This is a genomic window from Azospirillum brasilense (assembly GCF_022023855.1).
Lineage (GTDB): Bacteria > Pseudomonadota > Alphaproteobacteria > Azospirillales > Azospirillaceae > Azospirillum > Azospirillum brasilense_F.
Window position 1 is genome coordinate 2,006,650 of the sequence record NZ_CP059450.1, and the last position, 22,311, is coordinate 2,028,960.

At 69.0% G+C, this 22,311-nt stretch carries 16 protein-coding genes; 10 read left to right on the plus strand and 6 right to left on the minus strand.

What is annotated here, in order from left to right:
• The first annotated feature begins 31 nt into the window (after window positions 1-31).
• The 8 genes from H1Q64_RS22550 to H1Q64_RS22585 all read left to right on the plus strand — a co-directional run bounded on the left by H1Q64_RS22550 (window position 32) and on the right by H1Q64_RS22585 (window position 8,396).
• Complete coding sequence (locus tag H1Q64_RS22550) at window positions 32-997, plus strand: L,D-transpeptidase (RefSeq protein ID WP_237905696.1); 966 nt, start codon at window positions 32-34, stop codon at window positions 995-997.
• 98 nt (window positions 998-1,095) lie between these two features.
• Entirely contained in the window at window positions 1,096-1,965 is an 870-nt protein-coding gene (locus tag H1Q64_RS22555; RefSeq protein ID WP_237905697.1) for a branched-chain amino acid ABC transporter permease, read from the plus strand.
• Window positions 1,962-2,951: a branched-chain amino acid ABC transporter permease gene (locus tag H1Q64_RS22560; RefSeq protein WP_237905698.1), complete on the plus strand. Its 990-nt coding sequence runs from the start codon at window positions 1,962-1,964 to the stop codon at window positions 2,949-2,951. The genes H1Q64_RS22555 and H1Q64_RS22560 overlap by 4 nt, the downstream gene beginning before the upstream one ends.
• Entirely contained in the window at window positions 2,951-3,676 is a 726-nt protein-coding gene (locus H1Q64_RS22565) for an ABC transporter ATP-binding protein (RefSeq protein ID WP_041812312.1), read from the plus strand. The genes H1Q64_RS22560 and H1Q64_RS22565 overlap by 1 nt, the downstream gene beginning before the upstream one ends.
• A gap of 153 nt (window positions 3,677-3,829) precedes the next feature.
• Window positions 3,830-5,542: a methyl-accepting chemotaxis protein gene (locus H1Q64_RS22570; RefSeq protein ID WP_237905699.1), complete on the plus strand. Its 1,713-nt coding sequence runs from the start codon at window positions 3,830-3,832 to the stop codon at window positions 5,540-5,542.
• 121 nt (window positions 5,543-5,663) lie between these two features.
• Window positions 5,664-6,785: an LPS export ABC transporter permease LptF gene (gene lptF, locus H1Q64_RS22575; protein WP_237905700.1), complete on the plus strand. Its 1,122-nt coding sequence runs from the start codon at window positions 5,664-5,666 to the stop codon at window positions 6,783-6,785.
• A gap of 16 nt (window positions 6,786-6,801) precedes the next feature.
• A complete protein-coding gene (locus H1Q64_RS22580; RefSeq protein ID WP_237905701.1) occupies window positions 6,802-7,830 on the plus strand; it encodes a glycosyltransferase family 9 protein in 1,029 nt (342 codons plus the stop codon).
• A 92-nt stretch (window positions 7,831-7,922) separates the two neighbouring features.
• Window positions 7,923-8,396 carry a flagellar biosynthesis regulator FlaF gene (locus H1Q64_RS22585; protein ID WP_237905702.1) on the plus strand — a complete coding sequence of 158 codons (474 nt, stop codon included), beginning with the start codon at window positions 7,923-7,925 and terminating at the stop codon, window positions 8,394-8,396.
• A gap of 119 nt (window positions 8,397-8,515) precedes the next feature.
• Here the strand turns inward: H1Q64_RS22585 and H1Q64_RS22590 are convergent, their stop codons facing one another.
• From H1Q64_RS22590 to H1Q64_RS22600, 3 genes are all read right to left on the minus strand, one after another.
• Window positions 8,516-10,582, minus strand: coding sequence for a hypothetical protein (locus H1Q64_RS22590; RefSeq protein WP_237905703.1), 2,067 nt, complete (start codon window positions 10,580-10,582; stop codon window positions 8,516-8,518).
• The gene (gene flgK / locus H1Q64_RS22595; protein WP_237905704.1) at window positions 10,579-11,985 is read right to left on the minus strand and encodes a flagellar hook-associated protein FlgK; all 1,407 of its coding nucleotides are present in this window, start codon (window positions 11,983-11,985) and stop codon (window positions 10,579-10,581) included. The genes H1Q64_RS22590 and flgK overlap by 4 nt, the downstream gene beginning before the upstream one ends.
• Window positions 11,986-12,077: 92 nt before the next feature.
• The gene (locus tag H1Q64_RS22600) at window positions 12,078-15,503 is read right to left on the minus strand and encodes a flagellar hook-basal body complex protein (RefSeq protein WP_237905705.1); all 3,426 of its coding nucleotides are present in this window, start codon (window positions 15,501-15,503) and stop codon (window positions 12,078-12,080) included.
• A gap of 314 nt (window positions 15,504-15,817) precedes the next feature.
• On the opposite strand from H1Q64_RS22600, the gene H1Q64_RS22605 reads away from it, so the two are divergent.
• Window positions 15,818-16,048: a hypothetical protein gene (locus H1Q64_RS22605; protein WP_237906500.1), complete on the plus strand. Its 231-nt coding sequence runs from the start codon at window positions 15,818-15,820 to the stop codon at window positions 16,046-16,048.
• Here H1Q64_RS22605 and H1Q64_RS22610 read toward each other — a convergent pair.
• Complete coding sequence (locus H1Q64_RS22610; RefSeq protein WP_237905706.1) at window positions 16,021-17,475, minus strand: tetratricopeptide repeat protein; 1,455 nt, start codon at window positions 17,473-17,475, stop codon at window positions 16,021-16,023. The genes H1Q64_RS22605 and H1Q64_RS22610 overlap by 28 nt on opposite strands.
• Before the next feature lie 66 nt (window positions 17,476-17,541).
• On the opposite strand from H1Q64_RS22610, the gene H1Q64_RS22615 reads away from it, so the two are divergent.
• A complete protein-coding gene (locus H1Q64_RS22615; protein ID WP_014197577.1) occupies window positions 17,542-17,874 on the plus strand; it encodes a DUF1491 family protein in 333 nt (110 codons plus the stop codon).
• 25 nt (window positions 17,875-17,899) lie between these two features.
• On the opposite strand, the gene H1Q64_RS22620 is transcribed toward H1Q64_RS22615, so the two are convergent.
• Entirely contained in the window at window positions 17,900-20,371 is a 2,472-nt protein-coding gene (locus tag H1Q64_RS22620) for a PAS domain-containing sensor histidine kinase (RefSeq protein WP_237905707.1), read from the minus strand.
• Between the two features lie 7 nt (window positions 20,372-20,378).
• Window positions 20,379-21,914, minus strand: a complete 1,536-nt coding sequence (locus H1Q64_RS22625) for a bifunctional metallophosphatase/5'-nucleotidase (protein WP_237905708.1) — start codon at window positions 21,912-21,914, stop codon at window positions 20,379-20,381.
• Window positions 21,915-22,311 lie beyond the last annotated feature (397 nt).

Sequence of the window (22,311 nt, forward strand, 5' to 3'; positions counted from 1 at the left end):
GCTTTTAGGGCGGATGCGCTGAACTTTTCCCATGCAGCGCACCGCGACATTCTTGTGGCATCTTGTTCCAACGGCAACCCTGGCGATTGCCCTCGCGCTCGTTTCGCCTGGCGGCGTTCGCGCGCAGGATGCCGACACCACCTCCGAAACCGCCGCCGGGGTGACCCCGACGCGGCGAATCGTCATCAGCCTGACGGAGCGCCGGCTTCATCTGCTGGAGGAGGGCCGCCCGCCGCGCTCCTTCCCGGTCGCCATCGGACGGCTCGGCGTGGCGATTCCGCTGGGCGACAGCCGGGTCCTGCGCAAGCGGCGGAACCCGACCTGGCACCCCACCGCCAACCAGCGCCGGGAGAATCCGGCGTTGCCGGTGTCGGTGCCGTCGGGGCCGTCCAATCCGCTGGGCAAGTTCGCGCTCGACCTCGGCTGGACGGCCATCGCCATCCACGGCACCAACGAGCCGGATTCGGTGGGCCGCCGGGCCAGCGGCGGCTGCTTCCGCATGCTGCCCGCCGACATCGCCGTCCTGTTCGAGATGGTGCCGGTCGGAACCCCCGTCCGAGTCGTCTCCGGACCCGCCGCCGTCCCGGCGCCGCAACCCACCATTGCGGTCGCCGTTCCGGCGGCTATCCCAACTCCTACCCCGTCACCGTCCCTGCTTCCGAAGGTTGCGCCTCCGCCGCTCCCCATCCTGGCCGATCCGCGTTGCGCCACGGCCGGCGCGCCGCTGCGCCGGATGATCTGCACGGTGCCGGACCTCGCTGCGCTGGACGGGAGAGCGCGCGGGCTGCACCAGCGCCACCTCGCCGCCCTGCCGGCGGAGCGTCGCGACGCAGCGGCCTATGCGCTGCTCCAGGAGGAGCGCCGCTTCGACGACCGCATCACCGCCCGCTGCTGGGTCCGCCGCGGCATGGAGGAGGACCCGGCGGTCGCCGCAGCCGCGGAGGACTGCCTGCGCGACGCCCTGAGCGCCCGTCTGGAGGAGGCAAAGCGCCGTTGAGCGCCGCCTGATCCGCACAGGAAACTTGTCACGACTACGAAGGACTGCTACGCCGCTCAGGCTTGGCCATCCGGGGCTCTCCCAAGGGCGAATGATGCATGCCGTTTGACTATTACCTGAACATCGCCGCGTCGGGCCTGCTGACCGGACTGGTCTACGGGCTGGCGGCGCTCGGCCTGTCGGTCATCTTCGGCGTCGTGCGCGTGGTCAATTTCGCGCATGGCGAGATGATGGTCGCCGGCATGTACGGCGCCGTGCTGCTGGCCGGCGTTCTCGGGCTCGACCCGATCCTGGCGGCGCCGGTCGTCGCGGCGGTGCTGTTCGCCTTCGGCTGGGTGCTGCAACGCGGGCTGATCAACCGCTTTGTGGAACGGCCCGAGCACATGCAGTTCATCCTGCTGCTGGGCATCGCGACGATCATCCTGAACGCCATGCTGATGCTGTTCGGGCCGGATTCGCGCAACGTCATGGTGCCCTACAGCTTCGACACGGTGGAGATCGGGCCGCTGCTGCTCGACGCGGTGCGGCTGCGCGCCGGGGCCGGTGCGATCGTGGTGACAGTGGCGCTGTTCGCCTTCTTCCGCTTCAGCCGCACCGGCAAGGCCATTCGCGCCTGCGCCGACAACCCGCTGGGCGCCCGCGTCGTCGGGCTGAACATCGACGGGCTCTACGCGCTGACCTTCGGCATCGGCGCCGGGGTGGTGGGCATTGCCGGGGCGCTGATGACTCTGCTGGTTGATTCCCGGCCGCAACTTGCGCCGGAATACACGCTGCTGAGCTTCATCATCGTCATCGTCGGCGGGCTGGGCAGCCTGCCGGGCGCTTTGCTCGGCGGCATGCTGATCGGCTTTTCGGAGGCGATGGCCGGCTTCCTGCTGGACCCCTCGCTCAAATCCCTCTTCAGCTATGGTGTGCTGATCGTGGTGTTGCTGCTGCGCCCGCAGGGCCTGCTGGGGAAACGGTCGTGACGGGGCGCGGGATCGTCCTTCTGGCGCTGTGCGGCGCGCTGCTGCTGGCCGCGCCGATGATCGCCGACCGTTACGTCCTGTCGGTGCTGACCACGGTGCTGTGGTTCGCCTATGTCGGGCAGGCGTGGAACGTGATGATGGGCTTCTCCGGCCTGCTATCGCTGGGCCACGCGCTCTATGTCGGGCTGGGGGCCTACGCCAGCGCGGCGCTGTTCGTGCATTTCGGGATCGGTCCCTGGGCGGGCATGTGGGTGGCCATGCTGGCGGCGACGGCGGCGGGCTGCTTCATCGGCTTCCTGGGCTTCCGCTTCGGCGTGCGCGGCGTGCATTTCGCGCTGCTGACCATCGCCTTCGCCGAGGTCGCGCGCATCGGCTTCGACCATCTGCAATGGTTCGGCGGCTCGGGCGGCTTCTTCATCCCGGTGGCGGGCGACGCCGGCAACGACGTGCTGAACCTGCGCGGCTCGCCGGAGCTGTTCTACTACGTGATCCTGGCGCTGGTGCTGGCCGCGCTGGCCCTGTCGCGGGTCCTGCTGCACAGCCGCCTCGGCTATCAGTGGCTGGCCGTGCGCGAGGAGCCGGAGGCGGCGGAGGCGGTCGGCGTCGACCTGTTCCGCGCCCGCATCGCGGCGGTGGCCGTGTCCTCCGCCCTGACGGCGCTGGGCGGGGTGTTCCAGGCCTTCTACTTCAACAACCTGTTCCCCGAGCAGGTCTTCTCCATGGGCCGCTCCATCGAGATCATCCTGCCGGCCATCGTCGGCGGCATCGGCACGCTGATCGGGCCGATCCTCGGGGCCTTCATCCTGACCCCGCTGGGCGAGCTGCTGACCTTCCTGATCGAGGCGACCGGCTTCGACCTGCCGGGCCTGAAGCAGCTGTTCTACGGGGTGGCGCTGGTGGTGATCGTCGTCTACCGCCCGGACGGGGTGTGGCCGTGGCTGGCCGCCCGGCTGGGCCTCGTCCGCCGCCCCGGGGAGGACGCGTGATGGCCGGGCTTCTGGAGGTCGAGGGCCTGTCCAAGCGGTTCCGCGGGCTGAAGGCCGTTTCCAACGTCAGCTTCTCCGTGCCGGAGGGCCGGATCGTCGCGCTGATCGGGCCGAACGGCGCCGGTAAGACGACCACCTTCAACCTGATCGCCGGGGTCTTCCCGCCCGACGAGGGGCGGGTGCATCTGAAGGGCGCGCCGATCACCGGGCTGAAGCCCAACCACATCTGCACGGCGGGCATCGGCCGGACCTTCCAGATCGTTAAGCCCTTCGGGCAGCTGTCGGTCGAGGAAAACGTGATCGTCGGCGCGCTGGCCCGCGAACGGTCGGTCGCGGCGGCGCGCGATCAGGCCCGGCGGGTGCTGGACCGGCTGGGGCTGGCGGATCAGGCCAACCGCCCGGCGCGCAGCCTGACCCTGCCGGACCGCAAGCGGCTGGAGGTCGCCCGCGCGCTCGCCACCCGCCCGATCCTTCTGCTGCTGGACGAGGTGCTGGCCGGTCTGCGCCCGACCGAGGTCGACCGCATGGTCGAGGTGCTGCGCGACCTGAACCGGCGCGAGGGCATGACGATCCTGATGATCGAGCATGTGATGCGCGCCGTGATGGCCCTGTCCGACCAGGTGGTCGTTCTGGACCACGGGGAGAAGATCGCTGACGGATTGCCCTCGGAAGTTGTGGCGAACCCCAAGGTGATCGAATCCTACCTGGGTGCCGAGGATATTTGACCGCGTGTTTGCAACAGGCGGCCTCGACGCTGGAAACACTCCTTTAATGTTTGTTGGCCCATCATTCGTTCCCAGATAAGGGCAACGACCAGACACAGCAACGTCCGGTCGAGAAAACAAGCGTCCGAAAAGGGTGCTGCACGGGAGGAACGAATGAAGGCACTCGGCAATCTGCGGATTGGCAAGCGGCTGTCCATCGGCTTCGCGGCGGTGATCGCGGTGTTGGTGGTGACGGTCGGCACCGGCCTGCTGCTGACCGACAATGGGAAGACGCTCAGCCGTCTGGTGGCCGATGTCCGCATGCCGACGGCGCTGGCCGGGCAGGGCATCGTCGCGTCCGTCACCGCGACCAACGCGGCCATGCAGGGCTATCTGCTGACCAACCGCGAGGACCTGAAGCAGGAGCGCAACGTCGCCTGGGACCGCATCGACGCCCTGCGCCAGGAGATGGACGGCCTGTCGCCGCGCTGGACCGACCCGCAAGTGCGGGCCACCTGGGACGCGGTGAAGCCGCTGCTCGACCATCTGCGCCGCGATCAGGACATGGCGGAATCGCTGGGCACCATCGGCGACCAGATGGGGGCGCTGAACTCGCTGAACGACGACGCGATCCCGCGCGCCAACCAAGTGATGAGCCTGCTGGTCGGCGACGCCCGCTCCAACGACGCCAGCGGCCTGATCCCGCGCCAGCGCGCCCTGCTGCAGGCCGACACGGAGGGGATGATCCAGGGTGCCGACCGTCTGGTGATGATCCAGGCGGTTCTGCTGACCCTGGGGCTGCTGATCGCTGCGGCGGCGATCCTGCTGACCTCGCGCTCCATCGTGCGGCCGCTGGGCGCCATGACCGAGGCGATGCGCCGGCTGGCCGACGGCGACTCCGCGACCCCTGTGCCGGCCACCGGGCGGGGCGACGAGATCGGGCAGATGGCCAAGGCCGTGCTGGTCTTCAAGGACAACATGATCGCCGCGCGGGACGCCGCCGCGCGCGAGCATGCGGAGCAGGACGTCCGCGCCCGCCGCGCCCGCGCCATCGAGGAGCTGACCGGCCGTTTCGACCGCGAGGCGGCGGCCGTGCTCGGCTCCGTTTCCGCCGCCGCGGTGCAGATGAAGGCGACGGCCAGCCAGCTCGCCGCCACGGCCGAGCAGACCACCCGCCAGTCGGTGACCGTGGCCGGCGCGTCGGAGCAGGCGAGCGCCAACGTGCAGACCGTCGCCACCGCCACGGAGGAGCTGGCCGCCTCGGTGCAGGAGATCGGGCGGCAGGTCGCCAGCAGCACGGCCATCGCCGACGAGGCGGTGCACAAGGCCGAGCGCGCCGATCAGGCGATGCGCAGCCTCGCCTCCGCCTCGGCGGAGATCGTCGCGGTGATCGACCTGATCACCCAGGTGGCCTCGCAGACCCGGCTGCTGGCGCTGAACGCCACCATCGAGGCGGCGCGGGCCGGCGAGATGGGCAAGGGCTTCGCCGTCGTGGCGGCGGAGGTGAAGGCGCTGGCCGACCAGACCACCCGCGCCACCGACGAGATCGCCGCGAAGATCGTCTCCGTCCGCAGCGAGACCGAGGGTGCGGTGGCCTCGATCGGCGACGTGATGGGCACCATCGGGCGAATCAGCGAGGTCGCCTCGACCATCGCCGCGGCGGTGGAGCAGCAGCAGGCGGCGACGCGGGAGATCGCGCGGAACATCCAGCAGGCGGCGGTCGGCACGCAGGACGTCACCTCCAACATCGCCGACGTGAACCGGGCGGCCAGCGAGACCGGCAGCGCCGCCCGCAACGTGCTGGAGGCCGCGGGATCGCTGTCCGATCAGGCGGACGGGCTGCGCAGCAAGGTGGAGGTGTTCCTGACCGCGGTGCGCACCGCCTGACGCGGCGGACGGCGTGTCGGGGAGCAAAAGTTCGGTGCGCCGGGTCTGTTTCCAGATCAGGACTTGACCCGGACGCCCGAGCCCGTCAGCTTCTCGCCGGGCTCCCCCGTGACGCATGCACATGAACCGACTGCAACGCTATCTCTTCCGCAATCTTCTGATCGCCCTTCTCTATTCCACGGCCGGCCTGACCCTGACGATCTGGCTGAGCCAGTCCTTGCGGCTGATCGAGATGGTGGTGGAAGCCGGGGCGCCGATGCGGGTGTTCCTGTGGCTGCTCGTCCTGACGGTGCCGACCTTCCTCGGCATCGTGCTGCCGCTGGCGCTGGTCGGGGCGGTGCTGTTCACCTACAACCGCTTGGCGACCGACAGCGAACTGGTGGTGATGCGCGCCGCCGGCGTCGGTCCCTTCGCCCTGGCGGCCCCGGCGATGCTGCTGGCCTTCGGTGTGACGGTGGTCGTCTATGTGCTGAACCTGTGGCTGACGCCCGCCGCCCACCAGGAGTTGGTGCGCATGGAATACGCCGTGCGCAGCGACTATTCGCAGCTGTTCCTGCGCGAAGGCGTCTTCAACGAGGTGGGCGACCGCTTCAGCGTCTTCGTGCGCGAGCGCGACAGCGACGCCAATCTGCACAACGTGATCATCCATGACGGGCGGGTCCCGGAGAAGCCGGTGACGATCATGGGCGAGCGGGCGGTGATGCTGACCGGGTCGGAGGGCGCGCGCTTCGTCGTCTTCAACGGCAACCGGCAGGAGCTGGACCGCAAGACCAACCGGCTGTCCCAGCTTTTCTTCGAACGCTACGCCGTGGACCTGAAGGTGCTGAGCAGCGCAAATGCCGAGCGTTATCCGGACGCCCGCGAACGCTCCACCGACGAGTTGCTGCACCCGTCGCCCCAGATGGCGGAGGACCCGAAGATGATGCGGGACCTGCTGGCGGAACTGCACCACCGCCTGTCCTCGCCCCTGCTGGCGCTGGCCTACACCATGGTGGCGCTGGCCTGCCTGCTGTCGGGCGAATTCAACCGCCGTGGCCAGTCGGTGCGCGTGACCACCGCGGTGCTGGTCGTGATGGCGATCCAGTCCGCCGTCCTCGGCCTGTCCAGCCTCGCCGCCAAGGTGACCGTGCTGGTGCCGCTGATGTATGTGCTGCCGGTGGCGGCCCTGGCGCCGGCGGCCTGGATCCTGTCGCGCAACCTGCGGCGGCGCGTGCCGCCCGGCGGCGAAGCGGCGGCGGGCTGAGGAGGCGGGCCGGCTCTTGCGCATCCTGTTCATCACCTCCAACCGGCTGGGCGACGCTGTCCTCTCCACCGGCCTGCTGGCCCATCTGAGTGAACGGCATCCGGACGCCGCGCTGACCATCGCCTGCGGCCCGCTGCCGGCACCGCTGTTCCGTTCCGTTCCGGGGCTGGAGCGGCTGATCCCCATGCCGAAGCGGGCCTGGGCGCGGCATTGGATCGACCTGTGGAGGGCCTGCGTCGGCACGCGCTGGGATCTGGTGGTGGACCTGCGCAACTCTGCGGTCGGCCGTCTGGTGCTGGCGAAACGCCGGTTCTTCCACGCCCGCGCCCCGCATCTCCACAAGGTGGAGGAGATCGGACAGGTGCTCCGCCTGTCCCCGCCGCCGTCGCCCCGCCTGTGGATCGACGCGGCGGCGGCCGCGGCGGCCGACCGGCTGCTGCCCGGCGGCGCGGAGCCGTTCCTGGCGATCGGCCCGACCGCGAACTGGACCGGCAAGGAATGGCCGGCGGACCGCTTCGCCGAACTCGCAACGCGGCTGACCGGACCCGGCGGCCGGCTGTCCGGCCGGCGCGTCGCCGTCCTCGCCGCCGGTCCGGAACGCGAACGCGCCCGACCGGTCCTGGAGGCGCTGGGCGAGCGGGCCATCGACCTGACCGGGCGCACCGACCCGATGGCCGCGGCGGCCTGCGTGCGCCGGGCGGCGCTCTACATCGGCAACGATTCCGGGCTGATGCACATCGCCGCCGCCGCCGGCACGCCGACCGTCGGCCTCTTCGGGCCGGGTTTTCCCGAGACCTACGGCCCTTGGGGCGTGGCGGCGCGCACCGTGATCAGCCGGGTTCCGCGGTCCGAGCTCCTGGCCCGTCAGAAGGCCGATCCGCAGGCCACCGGCCTGATGGACGGCATTTCCGTGGAAGCGGTCGAACTGGCGGCGGGAGAACTGCTGGAAGCGGCGACGCCGAACTCGACAATGCCGGTCCCTCTAATGCCGGACTGCCGCGAAGTCGTGACAAATCCTTGCAAATCACCGGAGACAGGTCCCTAAAGTTGACAAGGATTGAAGGATCGCTGACAATCCATTTGGTCCGGACCTGATTCAGCATTGCTCTGTCCGGCGGCCTGTCCCGAGGGTTTGGAATGAAGCCGACACCGACATACGCGAACAAGCCGACCTCCGACAATCCCCGCGATGTCGAGGCTTGGGCTTTGGCGGAGGCGTCGCGACGCCTGATCGATGCCGGGCGCAGCCCCGTGAACGAAGAGACGCTTCGCGGTGCCCTGCAATTGAACCAGCGCCTGTGGACGATTTTCCAGGCCGCGATGACCGAGGAGGATTGCGGCCACCCGCCGGAGGTGCGGACCAATATCGCCGCCCTGTCGCTGCTGGTCGACCGCGAGACCATGGCCCGGCTGATCGACCTGGATGTGTCGAAGCTGGAGACCCTCATCAGCATCAACCGTTCGGTGGCAAGCGGCCTGACTGCCCGCCCCGACGCGCCCGCCCAGGTCCAGCCGGCGCCGGCTCCGCAGGCGGCGCGCGCGCCGATGGCTCCGCCGGTTTCCGCTCCGGACGGCCAGCCGCCGCGCCAGTCGCTGCGGATCTCGATCTGAGGTCCCCGGGCTTCAAAAGGAAAACCGGTCAAAAGAAAACCGGCGCCCCTCGGGGCGCCGGTTTTTTTAATTGGCGGCCGTACCCTCCCCTCGTCGCAGGGGAGGGAGCCATCACCGCTTCAGGCGATGTAGTTCAGCAATGACAGCTTCTGGCGCTGACCGGCGACCGTGTAGGCGGCCTCCAGGGCGTTCATGGAGGTGCGCAGGCGGGCCGCCACCTCCGTCTCGTCGATGCCTTCGATGCCGGCGATGCGCTCGACCACCGTGGCCGACGCGGTGGTGTGGGCGGTCTTCTTCTCCTCCAGCGTCGCGAGGTCGGACGCCACCTTGGAGTGGACCGAGCGCACCTCGTCCTTGGCCTGGGCCATCAGCTCCCGCGACTTGGTGATGTACTCCTCGTACTTGCCGGGGTTGGACGCGGCGACGTGGGCCATGCGGAAGGCGGCGACCAGCTTCTGGAAAGCGCGGTCGTCGCTGGTGACGCCGTAGGTCAGAGTCTGGCCGTCGTCGATGGTGACCGCGGCCTTGTCCCACGCCTTGCTGTTCTTCCGGTTCGACATGTATTCCGAATCGTAGAAGGGCAGGTCCGGCGGGTCCACATAGGGCAGATCGGTCAGCGCGTCGGCCTGCGACGGCAGGGTAGCGACCGAGATGGTGTTGTCGATCTGGCCGTTGACCGCCCGCACCGAGGTGGTGAACTGCTGCACGCGCGACGGATGGTTGGGGTCCATCGTGGTGTCGCTGGTCAGCTGGATGGTCGATCCGTTGCCGGCGGCGTCGATGGTCACCGGCGGGACCGGGCTGGTCTTGGAGAACTCGGCGCGCAGCATGTCGGCCACCTTCGACACGTCGGTGACGCCGTTGTTGTAGTCCTTCTCCGTGACCGTGTAGCGGACCGTGTATTGCTGATAGGGCGGCAGGTCCTCGGGCTCGTCCGGATGTTCCGAGTAGTATTTCCGGTTGAAGGGGTCGTCCGGGTCGCCGACGGTGACGTTGATCTCGTAGGTGTCGCCGATGTCCACGCCATCGCCGGTCAGCGCGAAGCTGTCGATCTGCTTCAGCCCGGTGCCGGCGGGCGCCGGCAGGGTGGCCGCCTGGGTGGTGGTCGGCGCCGTCATCGAATTGTCGATGCTCATCGAGTTCTGGACGCGCGCCTTCACGTCGAACTTCTGGCTCGGGTCCTCGCTGATCAGCGAGATGACGCCGTTGGCGGCGGCGGCGATGATCGGCAGCTTCGGATTGGCCGACTGGATCAGGCTGTTGAGCGTGCTGGCCACGAAGGTGACGGTCTTCGGATCGCCCGGCTGGACCTGATAGCCGAAGGGCTTGCCGTCGATCGACACTTCGAAGTAATCGTCGGCGTTGACCATCGACCCGTTCAGCGTCACGCGGGTGGACTGCGGCTGGGACAGCAGGTCGCCGACCGGCTCCGTGCCGTAGCGCGAGCCGGCGAACAGGTAGCGGTCGCCGAACTGCTCGTTCAGAAGCTGCTGGATGTCGCGCAGCGCGCCCTCGACCCGATCGCGCATGTCGTTGGCCTGCGGCCAGCTCACGTTGAAGGTGCTGCTCGACGCCGCGGTGAGCTGGTCGAAGCTGAGGTTCAGGACCGCGCCTTCGCCGGGGCCGCCATCGATCTTGAAGTTGTAGCCGCCGCCGTCGCTGGGGGGCACGGTCTTCAGATTGATGGTGCGGGTGGTCTTGCCGCCCAGCCCGTCGGTCACCGTCACATCGAACGAGCCGTTGACGCCATCCTTCGAGGGGATGGAGGTCACGGTGTAGCGGGCGTTCTGGGTGAAGGTGGACTTGTCGCCGTTGACCGTCAGCTTCAGCGCGTCGGGATTGCTGTTGAAGGGGGAGGTGACGGTGGCCGGCCCCGGCTGGAACGGCATCAGGTTGCTGCTCTGCCAATCCGTGGCCAGCTTCTCCAGGCTGTTCAGCACCGTGTCGGTCGCCTTGACGCGTGGCGACGCGGTGTTGATGTTCTGGACGTACGACTCGCGCTGGGTCAGCTCGGCGCGCAGGGCGAGCAGCTTCTGCGTCTCGGCCCCGTAGGCGTTCAGGTCGGTGGATTTCTTCCCGGTGGTCAACTGCTCCGAGAGCGTGTCCACCTTGTTCTGGCCGTTGGTCAGGTTGCGAACCAGGCCAAGATACTTGGCGTAGCTGCTGACTTGAGTGACGGAGCTCATCGGACGATCGCCTCCAGCGCGTCAAACATCGTGTTGGCCACTTGCATGACCCGTGCCGACGCGGCGTAGGAGGTCTGGAGCTGCTGCAGATTCGCGATTTCCTCGTCGATGTTGACGCCGGTCGTCGCGTGGTAGCGCTCCTCCAGGATCTGGCGGGAGTCCTTGTCCAACGAGGACTTGTCCATCGCAGTCTTGGCCGCGGACATCCAGCCGCCGGTGATGTTGCTGGTGATGGAACTGAAGGACGCGCCCTCCAGCTTCAGCCCGTCGGCCTGGAAGCTGCGGCCCGTCGCGCTGAGCGCCGTGACCACGTCCTTGACGGCCGCGCTCTTCAGCTTCTTGGTGTTGTTCAGCAGGTTTTCGTTCACGTGGATGGTGAAGCGGTCGTTGCCCATGAAGAACTGCGTGCCTTCCTCGCCCGGGACCGTCTTGGCCTGATCGTAGGCGTCGCGGAAGCTGGTGGGCTCGCCCGGCTTGGTGGAGCCGGTGAACATCTGCGCGTAAGCGTCGAGCTGCGAGCGCAGTTTGCGGATCACCTCGGTGGTCGGGTCGGCGCTGGCCGCCTGCGGCGGGTTGGCGGTGGAGCCGTCGGCCCGCAGGTTCATCAGCGCGGCAACCTTGCCTTCCTTCAGGTGCTGGTTGACGTTGGTGACTTGATTGCCCACCGTCAGGTTGATATTGCCGCCCTCGTAGGAAAGATTTGCCGCCTGGCTGTCGACCAGCGCCAGTCCCGTGGGGGTGAAGACGGCGATGCGGCCGTCCGGGCGGGCCATCGTGCGCACGCCGACATAGGTGCTCAGCTCGCGGATCAGCCCGTCGCGCTTGTCGGCCACCTCGTTGCCGGCCGAGCCGTAGCCCTGCAGCGACACGATGTTGTTGTTGATGCTCTCGATTTCCTTCAGCAGCCGGTTCACCTCGCCGACCGACTGGCTGAGGTCCCCCTGGATCTCGCGGTCCATGTCCTCGACACCCTGGGACACGCGATTGATCTCGCGCGCGAAGGTGTCGGCGGCCTGGATGAGCTGGTACTGCGCGACCTCGCTCTCCGGGGAGGTTTCCACCGCCTTCCAGGCGGTCTGGAAGGCTTCGGCGTACTGGTTCAACTGCGGCTTGCCGCTGGTCGTACGCAGCAGGTCGCCCAGCTGCTGCATGTAGGAGGATTTGGTGGCCGACGAGCCCTCGCGCGCGGTCAGGTCCTGCACCTGGCTGAGCAGGGCGGAATCGACCTCGCGGCGGTACTGGGAGGTGAGGACGAACCCGTTGGAATCCAGCACGTTCGACACGGTGTGCCGGGTGCGGGTGGGGTCGTCGGCGCGGGCGACGTTGTCCGAGACCAGCTTCACCTGGGCCTGGACCGCACGGAGGCTGGCCGTCGCGCTGCCGAGGGCGCCGAAGAGGGACATGGTCGTTGGACCTTTCGTCTACGGGGAAAGCGGTCTGCTGTTGACCGGGCGGGCCGCGGGTCACGCGGCCGCCCGCTGGATCAGGACCGCGCTTAGCGCTTCAGCCCGAGGACTTCCTGGAGCATCTCGTCGGAGGTCGTGACGATCTTGGTGTTCGCGGAGTAGGTGCGCTGGGTGACGATCAGCTTGGTGAACTCGTCCGCGATGTCCACGTTGGAGGATTCCACGCTGTTCGCGACCACCGCGCCGGCGCCGTTGGTGTCGGGGTCGTTGAAGTTCGGCCGGCCACCTTCGTCCGTCTCGATGTAGACGCCGCCCGCCTCGCGCTGGAGCGCGTTGGGGCTGTTGAAGGTGACCACCGGAATGCGCCCGATGGTGCGGCTGCGGCCGTTGTCGTAGTTGACGATCACGTCGCCGTTGTCGCCGTAGACCACCTCCTTGTACTGGCCGCGCGAAGCGCCGTCCTGCACCAGCTCGCGCACGTTGATCTCGCTGCCGGCGAACTGGGTGACGCCGCCCGACTTGCCGATCTGGCCGAGATTCAGCGTGATCTGCTGCGGGCCGAAGCCGTAGTCCACCGTGAAGGTCACGTTGGCGTCCGCCCCCAGCCCCTGGTTGGCGGAGGTCACTGCCGTGCCGGTGCCGACCTTGGCCGTGCTGACGCTGGTGATGGTGCCGACGTTTCCGGGATCGGTGCCGAAGTTCAGCAGGACGTGCGCGGGGGTGGTGCCGGCCTGGGCGGCGGTTTCCAGCGTGAACTGGTCGGCCACGGTGCCGCTCGCCGACTTGGCGACGAGCTTCAGCACGCTGCCCTCGGCGCTGGCCGTCACCGGCAAGGAGGTGTTCTTGTTCACCAGATTGGCGAGGCTGGCCGCGATGGTCTCCATCGAGGTTTCCTCACCCGTCGTCCGGTAGGTGATCGGCGAGCCGTTGACGATGACCGTGTATTCTGCGTCCTTGTCGCCCGGCGTGCCGGTCAGCGTCACCGATTCCGACTGCCGCACCCCCGCCACGTTGGAGGTGGTGGTGGAGGCGGTCAGCGTGCCGGAGCTGCCGGTGGCGTTCTGGATGCTGGCCTTCGCCTCGAACTTGCCGGTGGTCGAGGTGTTGTGGGTGAGGGTCAGCCGGCCGCCGGTCGCGGTGGCGACGACGTTCAGGTTGGTGGCGTTGACGCGGTTGGCCAGCTCCTGCAGGACGCCGTTGATGTCCTGGAAGTTGCCGTAGTTGGACTTGTCCACCTTCACCGAGATCGGCGTGCCGTCGATCGACACCGAATAGACGTCGCCAATGTCGATCTGCGTCTGCGGGTAGGAGAATTCCTGGCGCTGGCCGCGCGAGTCCGTCGGCGCGCTGATCGTCGGGCCGTTCACCTGATTGTTGGAGGCCGCGCCCGAGGTGTATTCCTGGTCGATCTTGAAGGGCGTGCCGGGGTTGCGGGCGGTGACCTGCAACTGCGAATTCACCACCGACGCGATGACCGGCGCCTGCGGCCGGGCGGAGTTGATCTGGGCGGCCAGTGCGTTGGCGATGCCGCCGTAGGTCCCCATGGTCAGGATGTTGTCGGCGGTCACCGAGACCGCGTAGGGCACACCGTCCACCCGCACGGTGTAGCTGTCGCCCACCCGCACGTTGTCCGTGCCGGTGATGTCCAGCGTGTTGCCGCTGACGTTCAGGGCCGTGCCGTTCGTCGTGCCCGTCAGCACCAGATCCCCTGCGGCGTTGACCGTGGCGCCCACGGCAAGGCCGGCGTTGTTGATCTGCGTCATCAGGTCGTTGACGACGCCCTTCATGTCGCTCAGGGCGTTGATGTTCGAGTAGGAGATCGTGGTCTTGAACTCGGTTCCCAGCACGTTGACGATGTACTGGTCCGGCACTTTCAGGGTCGCGGCCGTGGGAAAGGTAACCTGCGTGATCTCGGGCAAGGCGGCGGTGGCGGCTTGGATGGGCGTCGCCGTGGCCGCCGTGTAGTCCACCGGGCTGGAGGTGGTGATGTTGTTCTTGCGGCTGTCCGCGTTGGTCACGCCATAGGTGGCCGTGAAGGTCTGCGTCGCGACCGTGCCGTCCAGCACGAGTTGGTTAGCCGTGCCCGCCGGGACTGTGGCCGTGCCGATCAAGGCGTTGATGCCCAGCGGCGGTACGGCGCCGTTGATCTGGCTTGCCAGATCGGCGACCACACCGTTGATACCCCCCGCCGCCTGCAGCGCGCCGATGTTGGCCGAGGTGACCCGCGTCTTGAACTCCTTGCCCGCCACGGTGATGCGGAACTCGTCGCCCACGTCGATGGCGGCGGTGGAGAAGGTGAAGGTGCTGCGTTGGTCGCCGCTGACCGAGCCGGTCAGGTTGGTCGAGGGACCGCTGACCGTGCTGAGCTGCGGCGCGGCGTTCGAGAAGCTGCCGCTGACCTCGACCGGAGAACCGTCCAGCTTTTTCACCAGGATCTTGCGCGGGTCGCTGCTGTCGATCTCGGCGTTGTAGGGGGCCGGCACCATTCCGTTGACCGCGCTGGCCAGTGCGTTCGCCACGTCCGAGAAGTTCGGGAAGCTCGCGATGTTCGCGGCGGTCACCGCGACCGTGACGGTCGAGCCGTTGATGGTCAGGCTGTAGGTATCGCCGACCCGGATGTTGTCCTGCGACGTGCCGTCCGGGTAGTAGTTGGTCCGTCCGCTGACGGTGACCGACGAGGACGGCACGGAGGTCGTGCCGTTGACCAGCACTTGGCTGACCTGGGCCACCGGAGTCACGCCGGACACTTGGCTGCCCGCCGCCATGGAGGCGGCGCCCCCGGTGAAGGAGCCGGCGACCGGCTGCGACGAGCTTCCCGGCGCGTCGATGCCCAGGCGCCACGCGTTGGCGGCGTCCTGGCGCCAGTTGAACTGGATGGTCCGGGCGTTGCCCTGGGTGTCGTAGACCTGGATGCTGGAGGACGGGATCGGCACGCCCGGCGTCGGGGTGGCCGGCAGGTTGGCGCCCAGCGTGATGCTGTTGGTCGACTGCGGCTTGTCGGTCAGGGTGTTGACCTGGAGCGGTTGCACCACGTCCTTCTTCAACTGGCCGGTCACGTCGTCGACGATCCAGCCGTTCAGCGCGAAGCCGGCGCTGTTCACCAGATAGCGGTTCTTGTCCAGCTCGAAGTCGCCGACACGGGTGTAATAGACGTTGTCGGCGTTCAGCGTGCCGGTCTGGGTCTGCACCGTCTCGCCCTGCTGGCCGGGACCGGTCAGGCCGCGGCTGAGCTTGGACACGCTGAAGAAGCCCTGGCCCTGGATGGCGGCGTTGGTCGGGCTCTGCACCTGGGTCAGGTTGCCCTGGATGTTGTTCATGAAGACCGGCGCCGCCGTCACGCCGCCCGGCGCGTGCAACCGCTCGTTGGATTGGAGCACCAGCGTCTCGAACGCTGTGTTGACCCGCTTGTAGCCGACCGTCGAGGCGTTGGCGATGTTGTCAGAGATGTGACCGAGGGCCTTCGACTGCGCGCTCAGGCCGAGGACGGCGGTGGTCATCGAACCGAAGATGCTCATGGCCAGGGATCTCCACGCGGAAAGGGCAAAAATCGTTGCCATTTGGGTAAGCAAGGACGATGCCAACTTCCGGGTCTTCCCTAACGCACTGATTTATATGAACAAGCCTCTGGGGCGACCGTGCCGGCCCCCTTTTTGCCGCGCGCTGGGAAAAATTGGCCTAGCAGCCTGTGCGGGGGAGGGAAGAAAGCTCCCGTCCGATCGATATGACCTAAGGATAGGGGGTGGCCGGACCGGGGCTGCGGTAGAAGGGAGGAGACCAAACGGGACACACGCCGGCGGTGGGGCCGCCGGGGGAGGGCGGCTTGGACCGTGTGGAGCAACTTCTGATGCCGTTGCTGGGGGCTGCCCTTCTGGGGCACGCGCTGAGCGGCGCGCCGCTCCGCTTCGATCTTCCGGACGCGCAGTCCTTCGACGTGGCCGCCTTCAACGCCACCCTGCTGGCGGCGGAGATGCCGGCGCTCCCTGTTGCAAGCTCTCTCTCGTCCCCCCGCCCGGCCTGGAGCGGGGACGATCCCTACGACTGCTTCTGCGGCGCCAACTGAGCGGCGGCGAACCGCTTCAGCTCCGCGGCGACGGTGCGCAGGACGCTGTCCCAGTCGCCGGGGCGGGGCTGGCGGAACAGGCGCAGCGACGGGTACCAGGGGCTGTCCGTACGGTCGAGCAGCCAGCGCCAGTCCGGCGCGTAGGGGAGCAGCAACCACGCCGGCACGCCGAGCGCGCCCGCCAGATGGATGGTTGCCGTGTCGACCGCGATGACGAGGTCCAGATTCGCCAGGATGGCCGCGCTGTCGGCGAAGTCGCGGATACCCGCGGTCAGGTCGGGCAGGGCGGCGGGGCGGGGCGCTTTGGCATCGCCGGTCTGAAGGCTGAACAGACGGAGGCCCGGCGCGTCGAGCAGCGGGGCCAGCCGCTCGACGGGGATGGAACGGTTGCGGTCGTTGCGGTGGTTCGGGTTGCCCGCCCAGACGAGGCCGACGCGTGGTCCGGACCCCACCCCCGTATCAACCTCGGCGATCCGGCGGCCCCAGCGCGCCACCTCGTCCGCCTCGGCGGCGAGGTAGGCGGGAGGGGCGGGGACGCTCGCCAGATCGGTGCCGAAGGCGCGCGGCAGGCTCATCAGCGGGCAATGCAGGTCATGCGGCGCCGGGGCGGGACCGCGCACCAGCACCTGGATCTCCGGTCCCAGCGAGCGCAGCAGACGGAACTGCAGCGGGTGCACGTCCAGGATCACCCGGCCCCCGGCGCGCGCCACCAGCGGGGCGTAGCGGGCGAACTGGATGGTGTCGCCGAATCCCTGCTCGGCGTGCAGGAGGATGCGCCGACCCTCCAGCGGCTCTCCGGCCCAGGGCGGGGCGGGCAGGCGGCGCGGGCGCCACTCGAATTCGTCCCATCCGGCGCGCAGGTCGCCCCGCACCAGCCGGCTGACCGCGCGCGCCAGATGCGCGTCGGCGTGGTCGGGCCGGGAGGCCAGCAGGGCATCCAGGCAGACGTCGGACTCCGCGAAGCGTCGCGCGTCGCGCAGCACGACGCCGCGGTTGAGCGCGGTGTCCGGATGGCCGGGGCGCAGCCGCTCCGCGCGCTCCAGCCACGCCAGCGCGGCGGGATGGTCGGCCAGCGCGTGGCGCACCGAACCCAGATTGGTCAGGGCGTCGGCCAGGGACGGGTCGAGCGCCAGGGCGCGAGTCAGCGCGGCGTCGGCCCGCTCCGCCGCGCCGAGCGCACGCAGGGCGCCGCCGAGGTTGGCCCAGGGCGACGCCGCGTCGGGGCGGAGCCGCAACGAGCGGGTGATCAGCGCCGCAGCGGCGTCGTGAGCGTCGCGCTGGGCCTCGGCCACGCCGAGCAGATGCAGGGCGTCCGGCTGCGCCGGCTCCACCGCCAGCACGACACGGTAATCCTGCGCCGCCTCGGCGAGGCGCCCGGCCATGTGGTGGTTGACGGCGGCGTCGAGAACGTCCAGGAGTGTCGCCATGCCCGTTGTCTACACCGGGGCCTTGCCGAAGGCGAGCCCCCGGACCTTCCCGGAACGAGGATTTCCATGGACGACCGTCTGCCGACTCACCTCTGGGTGATGGCGCACATCCGCGCCGCCGATGCCGAGGGCGTCACGATGATGGTTCTGCGCAAGGGGGACCCCAGCCGAGGCACGGTCATCCTGAAACTGAACCGGCTGGACCGGACCTTCAGCGTGCTGGTCCAGGTGCGCGACGAGGAGCGGCTGCGCTGGTCGCGCGGCACCGGCGCCGAGCCGGTGGACGAGGCGACGGCGGACGCCTACATCGCCCGCCAGACCCGCTACGACCCCGACGTCTGGGTGATCGAGGTCGAGGACCGCAAGGGCCGCCACTGGTTCGAGGGCGAGGTGCGCTGACCCCGATCTCCGGAGCGACGCCGGATCACACCAATTCCGCCTTTCCCACGCTTGTCCCCGCCGTCGGGGTGACGCGCGGGAAGCGCAGGGTGAAGCGGGTGCCTTCGCCGGGGATGCTCTGCACGGTGATGGTTCCGCGCAAGGTGCCGGTGACGAGGTTGTAGACGATGTGCAGCCCCAGCCCGCTGCCCCCGTTGCCGCGGCGGGTGGTGAAAAAGGGGTCGAAGATCTTCGGCAGGATGTCCGACGGGATGCCCAGCCCGTCGTCGGCCACCGTCAGCTCCACCTGATCCTGCGGCAGCAGGCGGGCGGCAATGGTCAGCCGGCCCGGATGGTGCGGCGTGAAGGCGTGAGCCAGCGCATTGAGGACGAGGTTGGTCAAAATCTGCGACAGGGCACCGGGGTAGCCGTCCAGTTCCAGCTCGTCGGGGCTGTCCACGACGATGTCCAGCCCGCCGACGTCCTTGTAGGTCGGGCGCAGGCTGCGCAACAGCTCGCCGATGTAGGTCTTCAGCTCGAACCGCCGTCGCTCGTCGCTGGACTGGTCCACCGCGACCATCTTGAAGCTCTGCACCAGATCGGCGGCGCGCGTGCTGTTGGACAGGATCAGGCGGGCCATCTCGCCGCCGTCGGCCAGGAAGCGCTGGAACTCCGACTTCTTGATAGCCCCGGCGGCGAGCTGCCGGGTCAGCTCCTCGAACTGCAGAGCAAGCTGCGAGGCGCCGGTGATGGTGATGCCGATGGGCGTGTTCACCTCGTGCGCCACCCCGGCGACGAGCTGGCCGAGCGACGCCATCTTCTCCGCCTGGATCAGGCTGGCCTGGGTCTCCTTCAACTCGCGCAGCGCCTGTTCGGCCGAATCGCGGGACCGGCGGAGCGCCGCTTCGGCCTCGACCTCGCGGGTCACGTCCACGACGATGGACTGGACGGCGGTCTCCCCCTTCCAATCGATGCGGCGGCTGGTCAGCTCGATCCAGCGCTCCGACCCGTCGAGCCGGCGGGCGCGCAGCCGCCGCCGCTCGCTGGGCAGGCCGGTGGCGACGATGTGCCGGTAGTTGTCCTCGACCAGCGGCCGGCTGTCCTCCGCGATGAAGTCGAGCACAGACCGCACCCGCAACGCCCGGTCCAGGCTGCTGCCCAGCATCTGCAGGAAGGCCTCGTTGGCGTAGAGCGGGCGGAAATCGCGGTGGATGATGATGCCCTGGATGGAGCCTTCGACGAGGTCGCGGAAGCGCCGCTCGTTGTCGGCCAGATCCATCTGGCGCCGGTCGATCTCGTCGATGAAGTAGCGGATGGAGGCGGCGATGTCGGTGATCTCGTCGTTGCCCTCCACCGGCACCGTCGCGTCGCTGCCGGACAGGCGGGCCAGCACCGCGCCGTTCAGCGCGACCAGCCGCGAGGTCAGGAAGCGCCGGAAGAAGAGATGGACGAGGATGGCCAGCAGGATGGAGGCGCCGCCCAGCACCATCACCATGCGCGAGCGCTCCTGGATCATCGCCGCCAGATCGCCGGTGCGGTCGGTGGACTGGTCGTGGATGGCGTCGAACAGGGCCAGCGTGAAGCGGTCCACCGTCTCCACCAGAACGCGCGACTGGCCGGACAGCGCCTGGGCGCGGTTGCGCGCCTGCAGCCGTTCGGCGGAGCTGTCGAACAGTCCCTCCGGCGCCACCAGGATCGCGGCGAGGTCGGCCCGGATGCGCTCCATGGCGGAGCCCTCCGGCTCGGGCGTGGCGGCGGCCAGGCGGCCCAGCTCGGCCAGCGTGTGCTCCGCGTTGCGGCGCTCCACCCGCAGCCGGTTGAGGTGGTCCGTCTGCATCGCCCCGGCGGCCCGGGCCATCAGCGCGCCCGCCCGCACCGCCCAGGCCCCCAGCGTTCCGCCCCCGCCGGGCGCCGCCGTGGCCGGTCCGGTTCCGGGTTCCGCGCCCGGCAATCGCTCCAGCGCGTCGGCGAGCTGGGCCAGGGCGCGGATCGCCTCCGCTTGGCGGGCACCGGCCTCGATCTGCCGCCCGACCTCGGCGTTCAGGTCGGCCACCGTCGCCGCCAGGATCAGCAGGGTGGACTGGGCCTGTTCCAGAAGCCGCAACTCGTCGCTTTCGCCGTCGCCGCCCGGCTCGCCTTGCTGGTGGAGGTCCCGCATGCGCTCCACCAGCTTCCTCAGGAACTCCAGTTCGCTGATCAGCTCGTCGTAGATGGCCCGGCGCTGCGGGGTGGTGGCCGCGCCGGCCAGGACGGGCAGGCGGGCGACCAGCTTCTGGAGCGAGCCGCGCAGCTCCGCGCTGGTGATGACCTTCGGCAGGGTGGTGGTGGACAGCACCGACACCTCCCCCCGGAACAGCTGGAAGGAGGACAGCGACACGACGCCGACCAGCAGGACCAGCATCGTCATGATGGTCAGGCCGATGGAGATGCGCAGCACGATACCGGCGCGCGCCCCAGGGCGTCGGCGCAGGGGCGCGGTGGCATCGGTGCGGTCGGCGGAGGGCGGCGTGGCGTTCATTCCGCGGCTACCGCTGGACCGTCAGGCGACCGTCGAGCCGCGGCGCGAAGCTGCCCGTGCGGGCGATCCGGCTGGCCAGGATGGTCGAGACGAAATCGGCGTCCCGGTCGTCCACCAGCCGCGGAGCGGTGGTCAGCATCGCATAGCCGTCCCCGCCGTTGGCGAGGTAGCTGCCGGTGGCCAGCCGGAAGCGGGCCGTCGGCTCCACCGGCTTGCCGCCCACCGTCAGCGCCATCACCCGCTGGCCGGGCGGGCGCGACGGGTCGACGATGACGCGGGCGTTGGACAGGTGCGGGAAACGGCCCTGCAACTGCTCGATTCCGGAGAAGCCGAACTCCAGCGCGTCGCGCAACTGCTGCCCGGTGACCTCGATCAGCACGGCGGTGTCGTGGAAGGGAAATTCGGTCTGGATGTCCCGGCGCGTCCACACCGTGCCCGCCGCATAGGCGCGGTCGCCGCGGAAGGAGCCGCCGTTGATCAGCGCCACGTCGGCCTCCATCGCCTCGCGCAGCGAATCGGCGACGGTGTTGGCGAAGGCGTTCTCGCTGGCGCGCACCGCCTCGCGCCGCGTGTCGATGGGGGCGTCCAGACGGCCCACCTGCATGCCCAGCATGCTGTCCAGCCGCGCGCGATAGGCCTTGGCCTGCGCGTCCAGCGCCGGGTCCGGCGCCACGGTGGCGGTGTCGATGGCGCGCACGCCGCTGCTCCACACCGTGCGCGTGGCGTCGCCTTTGGTCACCTTCTCGGCGGTGATGTCCAGGGCCAGCACCCAGGCGGCCTGTGGCTCGACCGTCGCGTTCAGGGTCTTGCCGTCGTATTCCACGGCGACCACCCGCCCGCGGTCCTGGTAAAGCACGATGTCGGCGGCGCCGGAGGCGATCACGTCGCGGTGGGTGCCGCCGGAATCGCCGGTCAGCGCCACCACCAGATCGGCCCCGGCGTTGCGCAGGTCCTTCGCCTTCCTGGCCAGCACCGGACCCGGCGGCAGGAAGTCGGTGCGCGGCGAGCGGGTGATCTCTCCCGTCCGCGCCGGTGCCGCGGCCAGCACCCCGACGCGCACCGGCCCGGCGTTCAGCATCGCGCGGTCCTCCAGCCCATCCAGCGGCTTGCCGGTCTGGCGGTCCGCCGCGTTGGAGACGACCATGGGGAAGTTCGCTTCGAAGGCGCGGGTCATCAGCACATCGTCGCCGTGATGGAATTCCCGGTTCAGCGCCGCCATGGCGTCGATGCCGACCCCGTTCAGCAGGTCGATGACGTGCGCCCCCTGGTCGTAGAAGGACAGGACGGAGGGGGCGAGCGCCTGCCCGCCGTGCAGGACCAGCACGGTGGCGCCCGCCGCCCGTTCCTGGTGGACCAGCGTGGCGAGCCGGGCAATGCCGCCGCGTCCCTGCACGTCCTCCAGCTCGGTCGTGCTGTGGGCGTAGAGGATGGTGAAGCGGGTGGGGTCCGCCCACGCGGGTTCGCCGGCAGAAATCCCGTTGGTCAGAATCCCGAGAAGCAGCGCGACCACCGGGCGCAGCCAGACGCCCCTGCCGAATCCCATGCCGTCGTTCCCCATCCAGCGCCCGCACGGCCATGGCCACTGCGGGCCGCACCCCCGGTTCCGCGCCGGATTATGCGCGTTCGCGCGTCGGTGGTGAAGCTGTACCGAGGATGACAAATCGCCCCGTTCCACGACGGGAGAGCACACTGACACCATAGGGGAAAGCGGAAACGTCAAAAAACCACACTATTCACAGGGAATTATCGGCCTATGCGGATGCTGCACCGCACCCATTCCGGATTGGTAATACCAGTTTGAAAGGGGTGCCCCTATTCTCCGCCAGCCCATTCTCGGGGCGTTTCCTCCCTAGACTCAAGGCCGGAGCGGTTGCTCCGGCTTTTTTTTCGTCCACGACGCGCCGGACACTCGGGAGCCTGCCGGCGGGAAATCCGGGAAG